This is a genomic window from Histidinibacterium aquaticum (assembly GCF_008710275.1).
GTDB lineage: Bacteria > Pseudomonadota > Alphaproteobacteria > Rhodobacterales > Rhodobacteraceae > Oceanicola > Oceanicola aquaticus.
In genome coordinates this window covers 604770-619532 of the sequence record NZ_VYQE01000002.1, presented here as the reverse complement: position 1 = coordinate 619532, position 14763 = coordinate 604770, and the positions used below count along the sequence as shown (strand labels likewise).

General features: G+C 67.6%; 18 protein-coding genes and 1 tRNA gene. 9 read left to right on the top strand and 10 right to left on the bottom strand.

Features of this window, described 5'->3' with window-relative positions; all coding sequences use genetic code 11:
- Nucleotides 1–19: 19 nt before the first annotated feature.
- Nucleotides 20–706: a DUF1223 domain-containing protein gene (locus F3S47_RS08455; RefSeq protein ID WP_150444803.1), complete on the top strand. Its 687-nt coding sequence runs from the start codon at nt 20–22 to the stop codon at nt 704–706.
- Between the two features lie 2 nt (nt 707–708).
- Here F3S47_RS08455 and F3S47_RS08450 read toward each other — a convergent pair whose 3' ends face one another.
- The 4 genes from F3S47_RS08450 to F3S47_RS08440 all read right to left on the bottom strand — a co-directional run bounded on the left by F3S47_RS08450 (nt 709) and on the right by F3S47_RS08440 (nt 3511).
- Complete coding sequence (locus tag F3S47_RS08450; RefSeq protein WP_191090117.1) at nt 709–1581, bottom strand: lysophospholipid acyltransferase family protein; 873 nt, start codon at nt 1579–1581, stop codon at nt 709–711.
- 94 nt (nt 1582–1675) lie between these two features.
- Nucleotides 1676–2731 carry a FliG C-terminal domain-containing protein gene (locus tag F3S47_RS08445; protein WP_223877762.1) on the bottom strand — a complete coding sequence of 352 codons (1056 nt, stop codon included), beginning with the start codon at nt 2729–2731 and terminating at the stop codon, nt 1676–1678.
- Nucleotides 2732–2805: 74 nt separating this feature from the next.
- The gene (locus F3S47_RS19355; protein ID WP_191090116.1) at nt 2806–2958 is read right to left on the bottom strand and encodes a hypothetical protein; all 153 of its coding nucleotides are present in this window, start codon (nt 2956–2958) and stop codon (nt 2806–2808) included.
- Nucleotides 2959–3010: 52 nt separating this feature from the next.
- Nucleotides 3011–3511, bottom strand: a complete 501-nt coding sequence (locus tag F3S47_RS08440) for an autoinducer binding domain-containing protein (RefSeq protein ID WP_150444801.1) — start codon at nt 3509–3511, stop codon at nt 3011–3013.
- Nucleotides 3512–3645: 134 nt separating this feature from the next.
- Between F3S47_RS08440 and F3S47_RS08435 the strand changes: the two genes are divergently transcribed.
- Together F3S47_RS08435 and F3S47_RS08430 are read left to right on the top strand one after the other, a co-directional pair.
- On the top strand, nt 3646–4254 hold the full coding sequence (locus F3S47_RS08435) for a helix-turn-helix transcriptional regulator (RefSeq protein WP_223877761.1): 609 nt from the start codon (nt 3646–3648) through the stop codon (nt 4252–4254).
- Nucleotides 4255–4450: 196 nt separating this feature from the next.
- Entirely contained in the window at nt 4451–5146 is a 696-nt protein-coding gene (locus tag F3S47_RS08430) for an acyl-homoserine-lactone synthase (RefSeq protein ID WP_150444800.1), read from the top strand.
- A gap of 35 nt (nt 5147–5181) precedes the next feature.
- On the opposite strand, the gene purB is transcribed toward F3S47_RS08430, so the two are convergent.
- On the bottom strand, nt 5182–6489 hold the full coding sequence (gene purB, locus F3S47_RS08425; protein WP_150444799.1) for an adenylosuccinate lyase: 1308 nt from the start codon (nt 6487–6489) through the stop codon (nt 5182–5184).
- A 126-nt stretch (nt 6490–6615) separates the two neighbouring features.
- Here purB and F3S47_RS08420 point away from each other — a divergent pair, with 126 nt between their 5' ends.
- The 4 genes from F3S47_RS08420 (at nt 6616) to F3S47_RS08405 (ending at nt 9575) form a co-directional block, all read left to right on the top strand.
- Nucleotides 6616–7644 (top strand): sodium:calcium antiporter, encoded by a 1029-nt coding sequence (locus tag F3S47_RS08420; RefSeq protein ID WP_150444798.1) that lies wholly within the window; start codon nt 6616–6618, stop codon nt 7642–7644.
- Between the two features lie 9 nt (nt 7645–7653).
- Nucleotides 7654–8070, top strand: a complete 417-nt coding sequence (locus tag F3S47_RS08415; protein ID WP_150444797.1) for a DUF6314 family protein — start codon at nt 7654–7656, stop codon at nt 8068–8070.
- A 78-nt stretch (nt 8071–8148) separates the two neighbouring features.
- Nucleotides 8149–8754, top strand: coding sequence for a biotin transporter BioY (locus F3S47_RS08410; protein ID WP_150444796.1), 606 nt, complete (start codon nt 8149–8151; stop codon nt 8752–8754).
- A gap of 80 nt (nt 8755–8834) precedes the next feature.
- Nucleotides 8835–9575 carry a heme-dependent oxidative N-demethylase family protein gene (locus F3S47_RS08405; RefSeq protein WP_223877760.1) on the top strand — a complete coding sequence of 247 codons (741 nt, stop codon included), beginning with the start codon at nt 8835–8837 and terminating at the stop codon, nt 9573–9575.
- Here F3S47_RS08405 and F3S47_RS19350 read toward each other — a convergent pair.
- The 4 genes from F3S47_RS19350 to F3S47_RS08390 form a co-directional block, all read right to left on the bottom strand.
- Nucleotides 9557–9784: a hypothetical protein gene (locus F3S47_RS19350; RefSeq protein ID WP_191090115.1), complete on the bottom strand. Its 228-nt coding sequence runs from the start codon at nt 9782–9784 to the stop codon at nt 9557–9559. The genes F3S47_RS08405 and F3S47_RS19350 overlap by 19 nt on opposite strands.
- Complete coding sequence (locus F3S47_RS08400; protein ID WP_150444795.1) at nt 9781–10092, bottom strand: hypothetical protein; 312 nt, start codon at nt 10090–10092, stop codon at nt 9781–9783. Before F3S47_RS08400 ends, F3S47_RS19350 begins: the two co-directional genes overlap by 4 nt.
- Before the next feature lie 213 nt (nt 10093–10305).
- A complete protein-coding gene (gene glnA / locus F3S47_RS08395; protein WP_150444794.1) occupies nt 10306–11712 on the bottom strand; it encodes a type I glutamate--ammonia ligase in 1407 nt (468 codons plus the stop codon).
- Nucleotides 11713–11755: 43 nt separating this feature from the next.
- Nucleotides 11756–12094, bottom strand: coding sequence for a P-II family nitrogen regulator (locus tag F3S47_RS08390; protein ID WP_150444793.1), 339 nt, complete (start codon nt 12092–12094; stop codon nt 11756–11758).
- 175 nt (nt 12095–12269) lie between these two features.
- Here F3S47_RS08390 and F3S47_RS08385 point away from each other — a divergent pair, with 175 nt between their 5' ends.
- Nucleotides 12270–13838, top strand: coding sequence for an NAD(P)H-hydrate dehydratase (locus F3S47_RS08385; protein ID WP_150444792.1), 1569 nt, complete (start codon nt 12270–12272; stop codon nt 13836–13838).
- Here the strand turns inward: F3S47_RS08385 and F3S47_RS08380 are convergent.
- Nucleotides 13835–14299, bottom strand: a complete 465-nt coding sequence (locus tag F3S47_RS08380) for a Hint domain-containing protein (RefSeq protein ID WP_223877759.1) — start codon at nt 14297–14299, stop codon at nt 13835–13837. The two genes, F3S47_RS08385 and F3S47_RS08380, sit on opposite strands and share 4 nt — an antisense overlap.
- A gap of 125 nt (nt 14300–14424) precedes the next feature.
- Here F3S47_RS08380 and F3S47_RS08375 point away from each other — a divergent pair.
- Nucleotides 14425–14509, top strand: a tRNA-Leu gene (locus F3S47_RS08375).
- The last annotated feature ends 254 nt before the right edge of the window (nt 14510–14763 follow it).

The window sequence follows — 14763 nt, the reverse complement described above, 5'->3', positions numbered from 1 at the left end:
CAGGCAGCAAGGAAGAAACATGCGCTCCGCCCTCATCTCCGCGATCCTCGGTCTTTCGCTCTCCGCCACCGGTGCAGGCGCCGAGCAGGAGAAGGTCGTCATCGAGCTCTTCACCTCGCAGGGCTGCTCGTCCTGCCCGCCCGCGGACGCTATGCTGCGCGAGCTGGCCGGCCGGGACGACGTGATCGCTCTGGCGCTGCACGTGGACTACTGGGACTACATCGGCTGGGAGGACAGCTTTGCCGAGCCGGCCTTCACCCAGCGCCAGAAAGGCTACGCCCGGGCGGCGGGCGAGCGGATCGTCTATACCCCGCAGATGATCGTCGGCGGCACGGACCACGTGGTCGGCACCCGTCCGATGGAGATCGCGACGCTGATCGACACGCATTCCGAGGTCGAGACCGGGGTCGAGCTGGACCTGCGGGTCGAGGGCGACACCGTGCACGTCCGCGCCGAGGGCGACGCCGGACCGCTTGTCGTCCAGGTCGCGCGGTTCGACCCCATCGAGACGGTCGAGATTCACCGCGGCGAGAACGCCGGGCGGACCATCGACTATGCCAATATTGTCACCTCCTGGGAGGCGATCGGTCAGTGGGACGGCGCCGAGCCCTTCGAGGCCGAGGTTCCGCGGGGCGAGTCGCCCATGGCGGTGATCCTCCAGCGGCCCGGCCACGGGGCGATCCTGGCCGCCGCCGACGTCGAGTAGGCTCAACTCGAGAGCGTGCGGCTGCGCGCCTGGGCTTTCTGGTGGCTCTTCCAGCGGCGGTGAATCCACATCCACTGCGCCGGCGTTTCGGCGATGCGGGCCTCGAGGCGCGCGTGAAGGGCCTCGGTCATTTCCATCGGATCGCCGGGGGCGATCGGCTCTTCCACGATCACACGGAAGCTTAGCCCGTCCGGCTGGCGAACCGCGAAGACTGGCACCAGCGCCGCGCCGTGCTTGAGCGCAAGCTTCGCGGCGGAAGTGGAGGTTCGGGCGGGCAGGCCCATGAACTCCAGCTTGTCGCCGCGCGGCTGGTGGATGTCATAGTAGAGGATGCCCCAGCCGCCGTTGCGCAGGTAGCGGGCGAAGCGCGCCGTGCCCTCGCGACCCTGTGGGAAGGTCTCCGCCCCGATGGCGTTCAGCGTCTCGCGATAGTCCCGGTCGATGTAGGGGTTCGACAGGGGCCGGTAGATGCCGCCGACCGCCGTGCCCTGGGCGGCGAAGGCGTGGCGCGGGGCCTCGTGGTTGCCGAAGTGCGCCGCGGCGAAGAGGACCGGCCGCCCCTCGGCGCGGGCCGCGTCGAGGGCAGGCAATCCCGGCCCCTCGACCCGCGTTCCCGTCCGGGCGAGGTGAGCGGCGAAATCGGCGTGGCAGAAATTCTCGATGACGGTCCGGCCGAAGTTGTCCAGCGTCTCGTCCGCCAACCGCCGCCGCTCCGGCCCGGGCATCCCGGGCCAGACCATCTCGAGGTTGGTGAGCGCCCGGCGCCTGTAGCCGGCCAGTGGCCCGATGACCCTCGTGGCGAGCCATCCCATACCATGAACCCTCCAGGCGTAGGGAAGGCGGTTGAGCACCGCGAGGATCGTCTTGAAGGCCAAGAATCCGGTCCTGTGCGCGATCCGTCTTGTAAGGGGGGTGTCGTCCATCGCCGGAGCCATAGACGAGGGCCCATGGCTTGGCCAGAGACGCGCCTCAGTCCTCCTCCTCGTCCTCGGAAACCAGCGTGATTTCTCCCATGTCAGCCGCCTCCCGGATCGATGTGATCATGTTCGTCTGGGCCGTCTCCGCCTCGGATTTCTTCACGCGACCGCGTTCGGCGATCTCGTCCCGGAGTTGCGCGGCCATGCGCTGCGAAATGCTGTCGAGGACGAAATCTGCGGCGATCTGGCCGTCGCCTCCCTCCGCGAGTCCGGCGGCGAGGGCGGTGGTGAGATCGACACCGTCGACCAGCCGGATGACCTTGGCCAGATCCTCTTTCCGCAGGCGCCGGGGCAGGTCGTGAAAGGTGAAGATCGCCTTGCGCACCTCCTCGGCAAACTCGGGGTCCTCGGACCTTAGGGAGTCGAGAACCTCGTCCCGGGTCTGTGCACCGCTCGAGTTCAGGATGGCCCCGAGACGACGACCCGGCTTCTCGGTGAAGGCCGTCGAGGGTGGCCGGCCATAGGTCTCCGCCAGGGCGAGGCCGATGCGGTAGACGGCGCCGGGCGAGACGTCCTTCGTCCGGGAGACGGCGTAGGTGATGCGGCGGGCCAGCTCACCGGGCAGGCGACCGAGAAGCTCCGCCGCCTTGGCGACAGGGAGCTTGGAGAGGACGACCGCGGAGACCTCGGTGCTCTCGCTTTCCATTATCGGCTTGAGATCCTCGGGCGGCAGGGCGAGGACGCGGGGCCAGGGATCCGCGCCGGTCATGCGCTCATGCTCTTCGCGGAGCGCCGCGGCGGCGCGGGGGCTGATCTGGCCGTCGAGGAGTGTCAGCGCCTCTTCCATGGAGGAGGGGGCGGTGAGACCGATCCGCTCGAGCTCCGCACTGAATTCGCCCGCGACCTGTTCGAGCGTCTCGCGGTCCACGGCGGGCATCTGGGCGATTTCACGGGCGAGCGACATCTGCGCTTCGTCGGAGAGTCGGTCGAGCGGCAGCTTGTGCCCCTCGGCCGAGGCGATCTGAACGATCAGGGCCGCCTTTCGGCGACGCACTCCAGCCGGGTCGGGCCCGGCGCCGCCAGTCTGCTGCAGCTCCCGCGATCGCATTCCATCCGCACCTTTACCGCTCGCCCGGTCTATCCGAGCGGTGGTGAAGAAAGCGTTAGCCGCGGGAGCCCGGGTCAGCTCGTGGTGACGGGCTCGCAGGTTCCGGTTTCGGCGTCGTAGATCGAGCCCTCGGCACAGCTCATGGCCTGCCTGTCATGACCGCCGCACTGGGCGGCAGCCAGGCCGGGCAAAAGGGCGAGGACGAAAACGGTGAAGGCGGTCTTCATGGCGGACTCCTCCTTGCTCACGGCAACGAGGATAGGAGGATATGACGTTGCGTCAATCCTTCTCCCGCGAGGGATGCGTGAAGCGCACCGACATCAGCTTGAGCTGCTTGGCCGCTTCCGGGGCGAGGCTGCCGTTGTCGAGTGTCGCATGATGTAGCGACCGGACGAGCTCCTCGATCTCCTCGATCTCGGCGTCCGTGAACTCCCGGTCAGGGCGGGCGAGACCGGCGAGGGACCGGCTGCCGTCCTCGTCGATGCCCACGGCCACGCCGTAGTTCATGTCGAAATCCTTGGCCCGTCCCATGACGTTATCGGGATCCGGCTCCGTCAGTTCGGACCAGCGCTTCGCCCCTGTCTTCGCGAATCCGAAGTTCACGATCGGGTCGCGCATCACCAGGCCTTCCTGGCTGTAGATGTCGAGCCACTTGCGGGAATAGGTCTGAAAGAGGAACGCGGGGGTCGTGAACCGAACGTGAAATGCCATGGCAAAACCGGACGGGCTCAGCTCGCTGAGTCTGTCGAGATCCCGTTCGATGTCCGCTGCCAGTGACATTTGTCCTCCTGCTTAAGCCTATCGGAACTTGCGCCCGCATCCATATAAAATAAACAAGGCACTCGAACGGTTACTAGCGTGGTTTGAGGCGGGGTCGAGCGAATCCGGACCAGGCCTGCACTAAAGGGTTGTACGTGGAGAGGCGAATCCTCACCGAAGATGTCGAGGTCGTAGCACCCGTCGGGCACTATCTCGCTCTACGGCTTGGTTTTGCTTTTCCGATGGAAGAAATCAACAACCTTCCGCGCGAGTGGGTCGATCACTACACCCAGAACAGGTTCATGCTGAGTGATCCGGTCATCCGATGGGTGTACTCGCAGACCGGAGCGATTCGCTGGTCGGAGATCCAGATCGAGGATCCGCAGCGGATCCTGCTGCAGGCCAAGAGCTTCGGCCTGCGTTATGGGCTTGCAGTGAGTGTTTTTGACAACAATCCCGAGGGTCAGAGATCCTTCGGGACCTTCGCCCGGTCCGACCGCGAGTTCGACGATGCGGAGATCCGGGTGCTGAAGGCCTATGTCACCCGACTGCATAACGAAAAAGCGCCCCCCACCAACATCACCCAGGCAGAGCTCGAAGCCCTCTCCATGGTCAAGGACGGGTTGCGGCTGAAGCAGATTGCCCACGATCTAGGGGTCAGCGAGGGTGCCGTGAAGCAGCGGCTGAAGAACGCCAAGCGCAAATTGGGGGCCCAGACGAGCGCCCAGGCGGTGACCCGCGCGCAGGAGTTCGGCCTCATTTAGGCCATAGTTAAGACACCGTCCGGCAACGATTTTGCCCGATTCGACGCCGTCTTTGCGACCCTGCCCGAAAGATTAAACTTTTCTGACATAGTTGAAGTCTTTTCCGATTCGACAATCTTCGGTTGAGAGTGTCATTGTGGGCTTTAGTTCGACAATGCGCGGGATGCTGCCGCAGAGCCACCTTTGGGGGAATACGATGCACCATGTTACATTCGGACTGAGCCAGCTCCACGTCCACGGAACGGCTTTCTACGACTACCTCGCACTCAGGAAGCGTTTCTTCGTCGACATGCTGGGATGGACCATCCCGCACGACGACACCGTCGAGATGGACCAGTACGACAACCCTAGGGCGAGGTACTCACTGGTCATCGGGGACGAGGGCCAGGTTCTCGCCGGTGCGCGCGCGCTTCCGACGAACGCCGAATGGGGTGCGACCACCTACATGCTGCGGGACGCGCAGTCCGGACGGATCGGCGGTATCCCGTCGGACCTGATCGACCAGCAGATCGTCACAGGCGGCATGTGGGAATGCACCCGCCTGGTGATCTCGCCGGAGCTCAAGGGCATGAAGTCGCGGATCGATTGCCTGGGCCTGATCTGCCAGGGCCTCGTGGAGATGGCGATGGAGGAGGGGGCGACCGAACTGATGTCGCTGTCCAACCTCTGGCTGCTCCGCGCCCTCAAGACCCTCGGGTACGACGCGGAACTGATGTCGCAGCCCTACGTGAACTCCGAGGACGGCCACAAATACGCCGTCATGAAGATGACCGCCGAGCCGGTCTGGGAAATGACCAGAGCGGCAACCAAGGCTGACGTGGCCGCTCAGAAGTTCGGGGCCGGCCCGACCCGCCGGATGGAGCCCGCGCTCCTTCACGGCCCGTCGAAGTGACCCTTTAGGGGCGGCCGGCCCGGAGCCGGCTGCCCTCAGCTTTCGCCGAAGACACGGGCGAAGATCGTGTCGACGTGCTTGGTGTGGTAGCCGAGGTCGAACTTCTCCTCGATCTCCTCGACGGAGAGAGCCTTGCGCACGTCCTCGTCCGCGAGCAGCTCCTCCTTGAAGTCGCGCCCTTCTTCCCAGACCTTCATCGCGTTCCGCTGGACGAGGGAATAGGCATCCTCCCGGCTCACTCCCTTCTGTGTGAGGGCGAGCAGAACCCGCTGCGACATCACCAGCCCGCGGAACTTGTGCATGTTGTCGAGCATGTGCTGCGGGTAGACGACGAGCTTCTCGATCACTCCCGCCAGGCGGTTCAGCGCGAAATCGAGGTGGATCGTCGCGTCGGGCCCGATGCCGCGCTCGACAGAGCTGTGCGAGATGTCCCGCTCGTGCCAGAGCGCCACGTTTTCCAGCGCTGGAGTCACGGCCGAGCGGACGAGCCGGGCTAGGCCCGTGAGGTTCTCGGTCAGCACCGGGTTGCGCTTGTGCGGCATGGCGCTGGAACCCTTCTGCCCGGCGGAGAAGAACTCCTCGGCCTCCAGGACCTCGGTCCGCTGCATGTGCCGGATCTCGGTGGCGACGTTCTCGATCGAGGAGGCGACCACGCCGAGCGTGGCGAAGAACATCGCATGCCGGTCGCGCGGGATGACCTGCGTGCTGATCGGCTCGGGCCGGAGGCCCAGCTTCTCGCAGACGTGCTCCTCGACCGCCGGGTCGATGTTGGCGAAGGTGCCGACCGCGCCGGAGATGGCGCCGGTGGCGATCTCCCAGCGAGCCTTCTCCAGCCGGTTCCGGTTGCGGTCCATCTCGGCGTAGAAGCGCGCGAAGGTCAGGCCCATGGTTGTGGGCTCGGCGTGGATGCCGTGGGAGCGGCCGATGCGGACGGTATCCTTGTGCTCCAGCGCGCGCGCCTTCAGCGCCGCGAGCAGGCGATCCATGTCCGCCAGCAGGATGTCGGCGGCCCGGCAGAGCTGGATGTTGAGCGTGGTGTCGAGCACGTCGGACGAGGTCATTCCCTGGTGCACGAAGCGCGCGGCGTCGGAGCCCACGATCTCGGAGAGGTGCGTGAGAAAGGCGATGACGTCGTGGCGGGTGACGGCCTCGATCTCGTCGATCCGCGCCACGTCGAACTCGACGTCCTTGGCCTTCCAGACCGCCTCGGCGTTCTCGCGCGGGATCACGCCCAGGTCCGCCATGGCGTCGCAGGCATGGGCCTCGATCTCGAACCAGATGCGGAACTTGGTGGCGGGCTCCCAGATCGCGGTCATCTCGGGGCGGGCATAGCGGGGGATCATAGGCGGCCTCTCCTCGTCGTTCGCGCCCCTCCTAAGCGCCGGGGCAGGGGGCGGCAAGATGGTGTCAGGTCCTGCAAACCGACAGTCGTTGCGGACCCCGCGGGCCTCGGGGCACGTTAGGCGGAGATGTTCAGTGCACTTCCCCTGACGGCGATCTTCGCCATCTTCGCCGTGGCCGCCGTCGTGATCGGTGTCCTGGGCGTCCGAATGACCGGCATCGCCGATCGGATCGCGGATCTGACCGGACTGGGGGAGGCGGTGATCGGCGGCGTCCTTCTCGGCGCGGCGACCTCGCTTTCGGGAACGGTGGTTTCGGTGACGGGCGCGCTCGACGGGCGGGCTTCGCTCGCGTTCTCCAACGGCATCGGCGGGATCGCGGCGCAGACCGCCTTCCTCGCGATCGCCGACATCGTCTACCGGCGTGCCAATATCGAGCACGCCGCGGCGGATGTGACAAACCTCTTCCAGGCGGCGCTGCTGATGGTGCTGCTGGCCCTGCCACTGACCGCCTGGTCCGCTCCGGAAGTCACGTTCTGGGCGGTTCACCCGGTCTCGCTGCTCATGGTGATCGCCTACGTCGCGGGGGTCATGGCCACGCGGCGCGCCAGTGAGTCGCCCATGTGGCGCCCTGTCAGGACAAGGCAGACGCGGGAAGACGAGCCGGACGAGCAGCCCGAGCGCCGCAACGCGGTCCGCGTCTTCGGCACCTTCCTCGTGCTGGCCCTCATACTCGGCGTCGCTGGCTGGGTGGTGGCGCGCACCGCGGTCGAGATCGTCACGCGTCTCGGTCTGTCGGAAACCATCGTGGGCGCGCTGATGACCGCGGTCGTGACCTCGCTGCCAGAGCTCGTCACGACGCTGGCCGCGGTGCGGCGCGGGGCGATGCAGCTCGCCATGGGCGGGATCATCGGCGGCAATACCTTCGACACGCTGTTCCTGTCGGTCTCGGACGTGGCCTACCGCGACGGCTCGATCTTCCACGCGATCGGCAAACCGGACTTTCTCTGGCTTACGGTCGGGATGCTGATGACCGGTGTCCTGCTGATGGGGCTGATCCTGAGAGAGAGGCAGGGACCGTTCCGGATCGGCACCGAGAGCCTGCTCATCCTGCTCATTTACGGCGGGGCGATTGCGGTGCAGATCGTCGTCGGCTAGCCCGTCCGCATGGACGTGCTGTCAGCTTTCGAGGACCGCTGGAGCCTCTCGCGCAGGGTCGAGGACCGTCGGGCCGGAGCCCTGCTCGCGCTCGAGGGCGAGGCGCTGCTGACACGCGACGGCGAGGGGCTGCGCTATGAGGAATCCGGGCTCTGGACCGAGGGGCCCTACACGGGCCTGAAGGCCAGCCGGGTCTACCTCTGGCGCGCGACGGGGGAGGAGATCGCCGTGTTCTTCTCCGACGGCCGTCCGTTCCACGACTTCCGGCCCGGAGAAGCGGGGCAGGCGCAGGCCGGGCACGACTGCGCGCCCGACCGCTACGACGTTCTCTACCGCTTCGAGCTCCCGCACCTTTGGAAGAGCGTCTGGACCGTCGCAGGACCTGCGAAGGACTACACGGCAACCACGCTCTACCGGCGCGCGTGACCCGAGCGGGCTTGTGCCGCTCTGCGGCATGGGCCAGAAACGGGGGAACCGCGAAGCTCAACAGGAGAGGGGCGCCCCATGGCTACGGCACTATCGCAACAGGTTCTTGTCGAGGCGATCGCGCCGCGGGAGGGCGCGGCCCGGCTCGCGAAGCAGGCCGCGCTCGTCGTGGCGGGCATCGCGCTGCTGACCGTCTCGGCCCAGATCAAGCTGCCCGTGCCGCCCTCGCCGGTGGCCGTCAATCTCGGCACCTTCGCCGTCCTGACCATTGGCGCGGCCTACGGGCCCCGCCTCGGCCTGACGACGATCCTGGCCTACATGCTGATCGGCGCGCTCGGCTTCGACGTCTTCCAGTCCTCGACCGCCGAACTGAGCGGGATCGAGTACATGATGGGCTCCACCGGGGGCTACCTCGTGGGCTACGTCCTCGCGACCGTTCTGCTCGGCGCACTTGCCCGCCGCGGCTGGGACCGCTCCGCCGTCTGGATGGCCGGCGCGATGCTGCTGGGCAACGTCGTGATCTACGTCCCCGGCCTGCTGTGGCTCGGCCAGCTCTACAGCTGGCAAGAGCCGATCCTCGCCTGGGGCCTCACGCCCTTCATCGTCGGCGATCTCATGAAGCTCGCTCTCGCGGCGCTGATCCTGCCCGCGGTGTGGAAGCTCGTGGGCGATGCCCGCACCTGACGCGGACCGCCCGTGACGATGCACGACCAGGAAAGGCCCGGCCCCGCGCCGGGCCTTTTTCGTTCCGAAGGGGGCCAGAGGTGATCCTGCAGGACCACATGCCCGAGGCGCTGCGCGAGGCCGCGGCCCGGCTGCTTCCCAAGATGTCACCGGTCGAGGGGTCCTGGATCACGGTCGACGGGGCTTACGCCGCCCAGATCGCGGAGCGCGCCCGCCTTATGGCTGAACGGCCGGGTGAGGTGCTCTGCGTGACCGAAGGGGCCGAGCCGGCGGTGGCCGAGCTCGTGGCGACTGTCCGGGCCGCGCTCGTGGAGGATCCCCGCTTCTCGGTCGATGGCGAGATCGTGCGGTGCCCGGACGGGCGCGCGGTGAGGCTCGGCCCCGGGGCGGGCCTTCCCGAGCTCGGCGCGATCCTGGCCGAAGACCTCTGCCTGCTCGAGAAGCGGGGCGAGGAGCATGTCCTGATCGCCGCCGCCCTCTGCTTTCCGGCAGGCTGGACCCTGGCGGAGAAGATCGGCCGGCCTCTGTCCCGCATCCACCGGCCGGTGCCGCCCTACGACGACGAGATCGCCCGCCGCGTCCAACGCTTTTTTGACGCGGCGCGCCCGGGACGACCTCTCTGGCGTGCAAACCTGCATGGCTACTCCGTCCCGGACCTCTTCCTGCCGCAGCGGGAGGACGAGCCCAAGACGAAGGTGCAGGCGGAGCCGCGCTACCTGAGGTCCGAGCGGCAGACGGTTCTGCGGCTCCCGGAGAGCGAGGCGGTGCTCTTCGCGATTCACACCACCGTCGTCCGGTCGGATCAGCCGCCGGCGCCCTGAAGCAGAATCATCGCGTGGGAAAAGGGCTGGCCGCCGCCGGAGGCCATCGCGGTGCTCACGCCGGCCGTCATCAGCAGGAGCAGCCAGAGGGCGACGGTCAGGCGGACGGCCCAGATCAGGACCCGGCCGGGCACGGGGCGGCGCATACGTCTGATGGGCCGTTCGGCCGGAGCGGTGCCGGGCACCTCTCGGGGCGCCCCGCGTCTCATTGGCGCGCGGCCAAGCTCAGCAGCGGCGGCGCCATTGCCGTGGCGTTGGCCGTCTCCGCCTGGTCGACGGCACCGGCGAACTCCAGCGCGAAGATGGCGAAGATGATGAGCGCCTCGGGCCAGTGACCCGCCACCTGGCGAAGGGCGAGGCGGCGTTCCTCGATCTTGCGGGCGAAGCCGGTGACCTTGAGGTCGGGGGAGGTGGCGACGGGGGCGCGCCGGGGGGAGGAGACCCCGGCACGCTTCGCGGAAACCCGGCCGATCCAGTCGGTCGGGGCAGGGGAGGAGGGCTGAACGATCCGGGTCATCCGCTACCTCGGGCAGGTTTGGCAACTTCGAGTTGTGCCAAGAAGCACTCGTGCACGCATAACAAGATTAAGCCCGATTTGGGCAGGACTGTGGCGGAGGCGAGAATATTGCGGGACGGTCCCGATGCCGCCCCTCCGCTGGCCGGTCCCCCGAAACGCGAACGGGCGCCCCGAGGGGCGCCCGCCTGTCTGTCACCGGGAATGCAGTCCGGATCAGCAGCTGTAGTAGAGCTTGAATTCCATCGGGTGCGGGCAGTGCTCGTAGGCGTAGATCTCTTCCCACTTGAGATCCATGTAGCCCTCGATCTGGTCCTTGGTGAAGACGTCACCGGCCAGCAGGAACTCGTGGTCGTTCGCCAGGCTGTCCATCGCCTCGCGGAGGCTGGAGCAGACCGTCGGAATGCCGGCGAGCTCTTCGGGCGGCAGATCGTAGAGGTCCTTGTCCATGGACGGGCCCGGATCGATCTTGTTCTTGATGCCGTCGATGCCGGCCATCAGGAGCGCCGCGAAGCAGAGGTAGGGGTTCGCCGACGGATCGGGGAAGCGGGCCTCGACGCGCTTGCCCTTCGGGCTCTCGGACCACGGGATCCGCACGCAGCCCGAACGGTTGCGGGCCGAGTAGGCGCGCAGGACGGGCGCCTCGAAGCCCGGGATCAGGCGCTTGTAGGAGTTGGTCGAGGGGTTGGTGAAGGCGTTCAGCGTCTTGGCGTGCTTCAGGATGCCGCCGATGAACCACAGGGCCTCGTCCGAGAGGTCGGCGTACTTGTCGCCGGCGAAGAGCGGCTTGCCCTCCTTCCAGATCGACATGTTCACGTGCATGCCGGTGCCGTTGTCGCCCGCGACGGGCTTCGGCATGAAGGTCGCCGACTTGCCGTAGGCATGGGCCACGTTGTGGATGACGTACTTGAACTTCTGCAGCTGGTCGGCCTGGTCGGTGAGGCTGGAGAAGATCAGGCCGAGTTCGTGCTGGCACGAGGCCACCTCGTGGTGGTGCTTGTCGACCTTCATCCCGATCCGCTTCATGGTCGAGAGCATCTCGGAGCGGATGTCCTGGCCGTCATCGACCGGCGGGACGGGGAAGTAGCCGCCCTTGATGCCGGGACGATGGCCGGTGTTGCCGACCTCGTACTCGGTGTCGGTATTCCACGAGGCGTCGATCGCGTCGACCTCGTAGGCCACCTTGTTCATCGAGATGGAGTAGCGGACGTCGTCGAACAGAAAGAACTCGGCCTCGGGGCCGAAGAAGGCGGTGTCGCCCACGCCGGAGGACTTGAGGTAGGCCTCGGCCAGCTGCGCGGTGCCGCGCGGATCGCGGTTATAGGGTTCGCCGGTGTCGGGCTCGACGACGGTGCAGTGAAGGCAGGCGGTCTTCTCGGCGTAGAACGGGTCGATGTAGACGCTCTCGGTGTCGGGCATCAGTTTCATGTCGGACTGGTCGATCGACTTCCAGCCGGCGATCGACGAGCCGTCGAACATGAAGCCCTCGTCGAGGAAGTCCTCGTCGACCTGGTCCGCCATGACCGTCACGTGCTGCAGCTTGCCGCGCGGGTCGGTGAAGCGGATGTCGACGTATTCGCACTCCTCGTCCTTGATCAGTTTAAGAACGTCGCTCTTGCTCATTTCAGGTAGTCCCCTTCTAGAGATTTGTGTGTCCTCGGGCGGATCAGAGGGCGTCTTCGCCCGTCTCGCCCGTGCGGATGCGGATCGCCTCGGAGACGTCCGAGACGAAGATCTTGCCGTCGCCGATCTTGTCGGTCTTGGCGGCAGCCACGATGGCCTCGATGGCGCCTTCGGCTTCAGCGTCCGAGATCACCAGCTCGATCTTGATCTTGGGCAGGAAGTCGACGACGTACTCGGCACCGCGATAGAGTTCGGTATGGCCTTTCTGGCGGCCGAAGCCCTTCACCTCCACGACGCTCAGACCCTGGACGCCCGCCTCCTGGAGGGCCTCCTTCACCTCGTCGAGCTTGAACGGCTTGATGATGGCCTCAATTTTTTTCATGGCCTCCGACTCTCCCTGCCCTTGGCGTTAGAAGGGGTGAGACCACGGTTGCAAAGGCCTCACAATCGACGCACCCGAGGAGGCCACGGCGCGCCGGGGCTTTCAAGGGGTGTCGCTGAAAAAATGTGCAACTCGCACCGCCGTTGAGCGAAATGTATACGCAAGGAGCGCCGAGATGACCGAATTGCTGACCGCGACCCAGATGCAGTCGGTCGAGAAGGCCGCAATGGAGGCCGGCGCGGTGACGGGCCGCGCCCTGATGGAGCGTGCGGGCCGCGGGGCGGTTGACGCGCTTTTCGAAGCCGGGCCTCATCTTCGCGACAGGCCGGGACATGCGGTGGTGCTCTGCGGGCCAGGCAACAACGGGGGCGATGGTTACGTGGTCGCGCGTCGGCTCGCCGATCTGGGCTGGACGGTCGAGGTCTTCGCCTTCGGCGATCCCGAGAAGCTCTCGGAGGACGCCACCGGAATGCGTGCGCTCTGGCTGGACCGCGGGCCGGTGGGCGAGATGTCGGCAGCGGGGCAAGGCCAGAAGTCGCAGGTTCTTGTCGACGCGATGTTCGGCACCGGCCTCGGCCGGCCGATCCCGGCGGAGTGCGCCGAGGCGTTCCACGCGGTCCGCGCCCGGCCCGGGTACGGGTCGGTCACGGTCCTCGCCCTCGACTGCCCCTCGGGTCTCTCCTGCGACAGCGGAGCGGTGCTCGTTCCCGAACAGGCCGAGACGGACTTCCGGCTGATCGCCGATCTCACCGCGACCTTCCACGCGCCGAAGCGCGGGCACTACCTGGGCGAGGGGCCGACACTCTGCGGGCGGCTCGCGGTGGTGGACATCGGGCTGGACGCCGAGCCGGAGCCCGGCGCTTTCGAGATGCCCGCGCCCGACCGGTTGCGCCTGCTCGAGCGGCGCGGCGACTGGCCCGCCGCCGCGCTCCGCGCCTTTTCCAGGTCGGCACACAAGTACGAGCGGGGCCATGTGCTGGTGCTCGGCGGCGGACCCGGTAAGGGCGGGGCGTCCCGGATGACCGCTCGCGCCGCCCTGCGGATCGGCGCGGGGCTCGTGACGCTCGCGGTGCCGCCGGGTGCGCTGCAGGAGAACGCCGCCCAGCTCGATGCGATCATGCTCAAGCCGCTCCGCGACGCCGAGGCGCTGTCCCAGATGCTGGAGGACGACCGGCTCTCGACCCTCGTGCTGGGGCCCGGCCTCGGTAAGGGAGAGGGGACGCGGGCCCTGGTCCGGGCCGCGCTCGCCGCGGAGCGGGCGACTGTGCTGGACGCCGACGCGCTCACGAGTTTTTCCGAGGCACCCGAGGCGCTCTTCGACGCGCTGCATCCCGCCTGCGTTCTGACCCCGCACGAGGGCGAGTTCGCCCGCCTCTTTCCCGATCTCGGCCAGAAGTCCCGGGAGATGGCGAAGCCCGAGGCAGCGGCCGAGGCGGCACGCCGTGCGGGGGCGACGATCCTGCTCAAGGGGCCCGACACGGTGATCGCGAGCCCGGACGGCGCGGTCAGCCTGCAGGCCTCCGCCTACGAGCGGTCCGCGCGCTGGCTGGGGACCGCCGGGGCGGGGGACGTTCTCGCCGGGATGATCGGTGGCATGCTGGGGCAGGGCACCGTCCCGGCTCATCTCGCCGCGGAGGCGGCGGCCTGGCTGCACGTCGAGGCGGCGCTGGCCTTCGGCCCCGGCCTGGTGGCCGAGGACCTACCGGACATGCTGCCCCGGGTCTTTCGCGACCTCGGCGCCTAGAAGACCACCTGGAGGCCGCCCGCGTAGACGATGTGCGGCGCGTCGAACTCCAGGGTGAGCAGCGCCATGCGCCGCCGGGGCAGGGGCGCCACGAACTCTCCGTCGGCGAGCTTGAGGATCGGGACCTGCGCCGTCGGCCTGCCGAAGATCGCTTCGGCGCGCCAGTCCCGCAGATGCACCACCGTGCCGGGGCCCACCACCTGGGGCGCGTCGGGACGGGTATAGCCGATCGAGCCCGCCGCGACGCGGACCGGAGAGACCTCGGCCTCCTGCCGGTGAATGCCAGCGAGGGTGCAGAGCCCCAGGTCGCGGGTGATGATCCGGTCGCCGGGAAGCAGGTGCTCCACCGGCATCGGTCCGTCGAGGGTGAGGATCTCCGTTCCGGGCGTCAGTCCTGCCGGTTCCGGCACGACTCCCTGGCGGCCGACGCGGAAGGCGCCGGCCCTGATTTTCATGTTCATCGGCTTTTCCGCCTGCTCTTGTCTGCCTCTTTATTGCGGAGAGGGTAGCCGCCTTCCGCCCGCCGGTCACCGGGGCTCGGATACACTCTTGATCCGGCGTGGTTCTCGGGCGACACGGGGGGCGTGCGGGTGTGGCGGAACTGGTAGACGCACTTGGTTTAGGTCCAAGCGCCGCAAGGCGTGGGGGTTCGAGTCCCTTCACCCGCACCATCTCTTCCTAGCTGTGACCGATCCAGCGGAGCGGCCTTGCGGCCGCCCCCGATCAGCCCGGACCCGCGGGGCGCGGGACCGGGCGGCGGGGGGCTCTGCCCCGTCCGCGCCGCGAGGGCGCGGACTCCCCGGGATATTTGACCCCAGAAGAGGGGGCGGGGAGCCAAGCATGGTTGGGGGTTGAAGCGCCTCCGACAGGCCTCTAGAAGACGCCGAAATCCGCGCGAGGCATGGCCCGGCGCGGCCCGAATTCC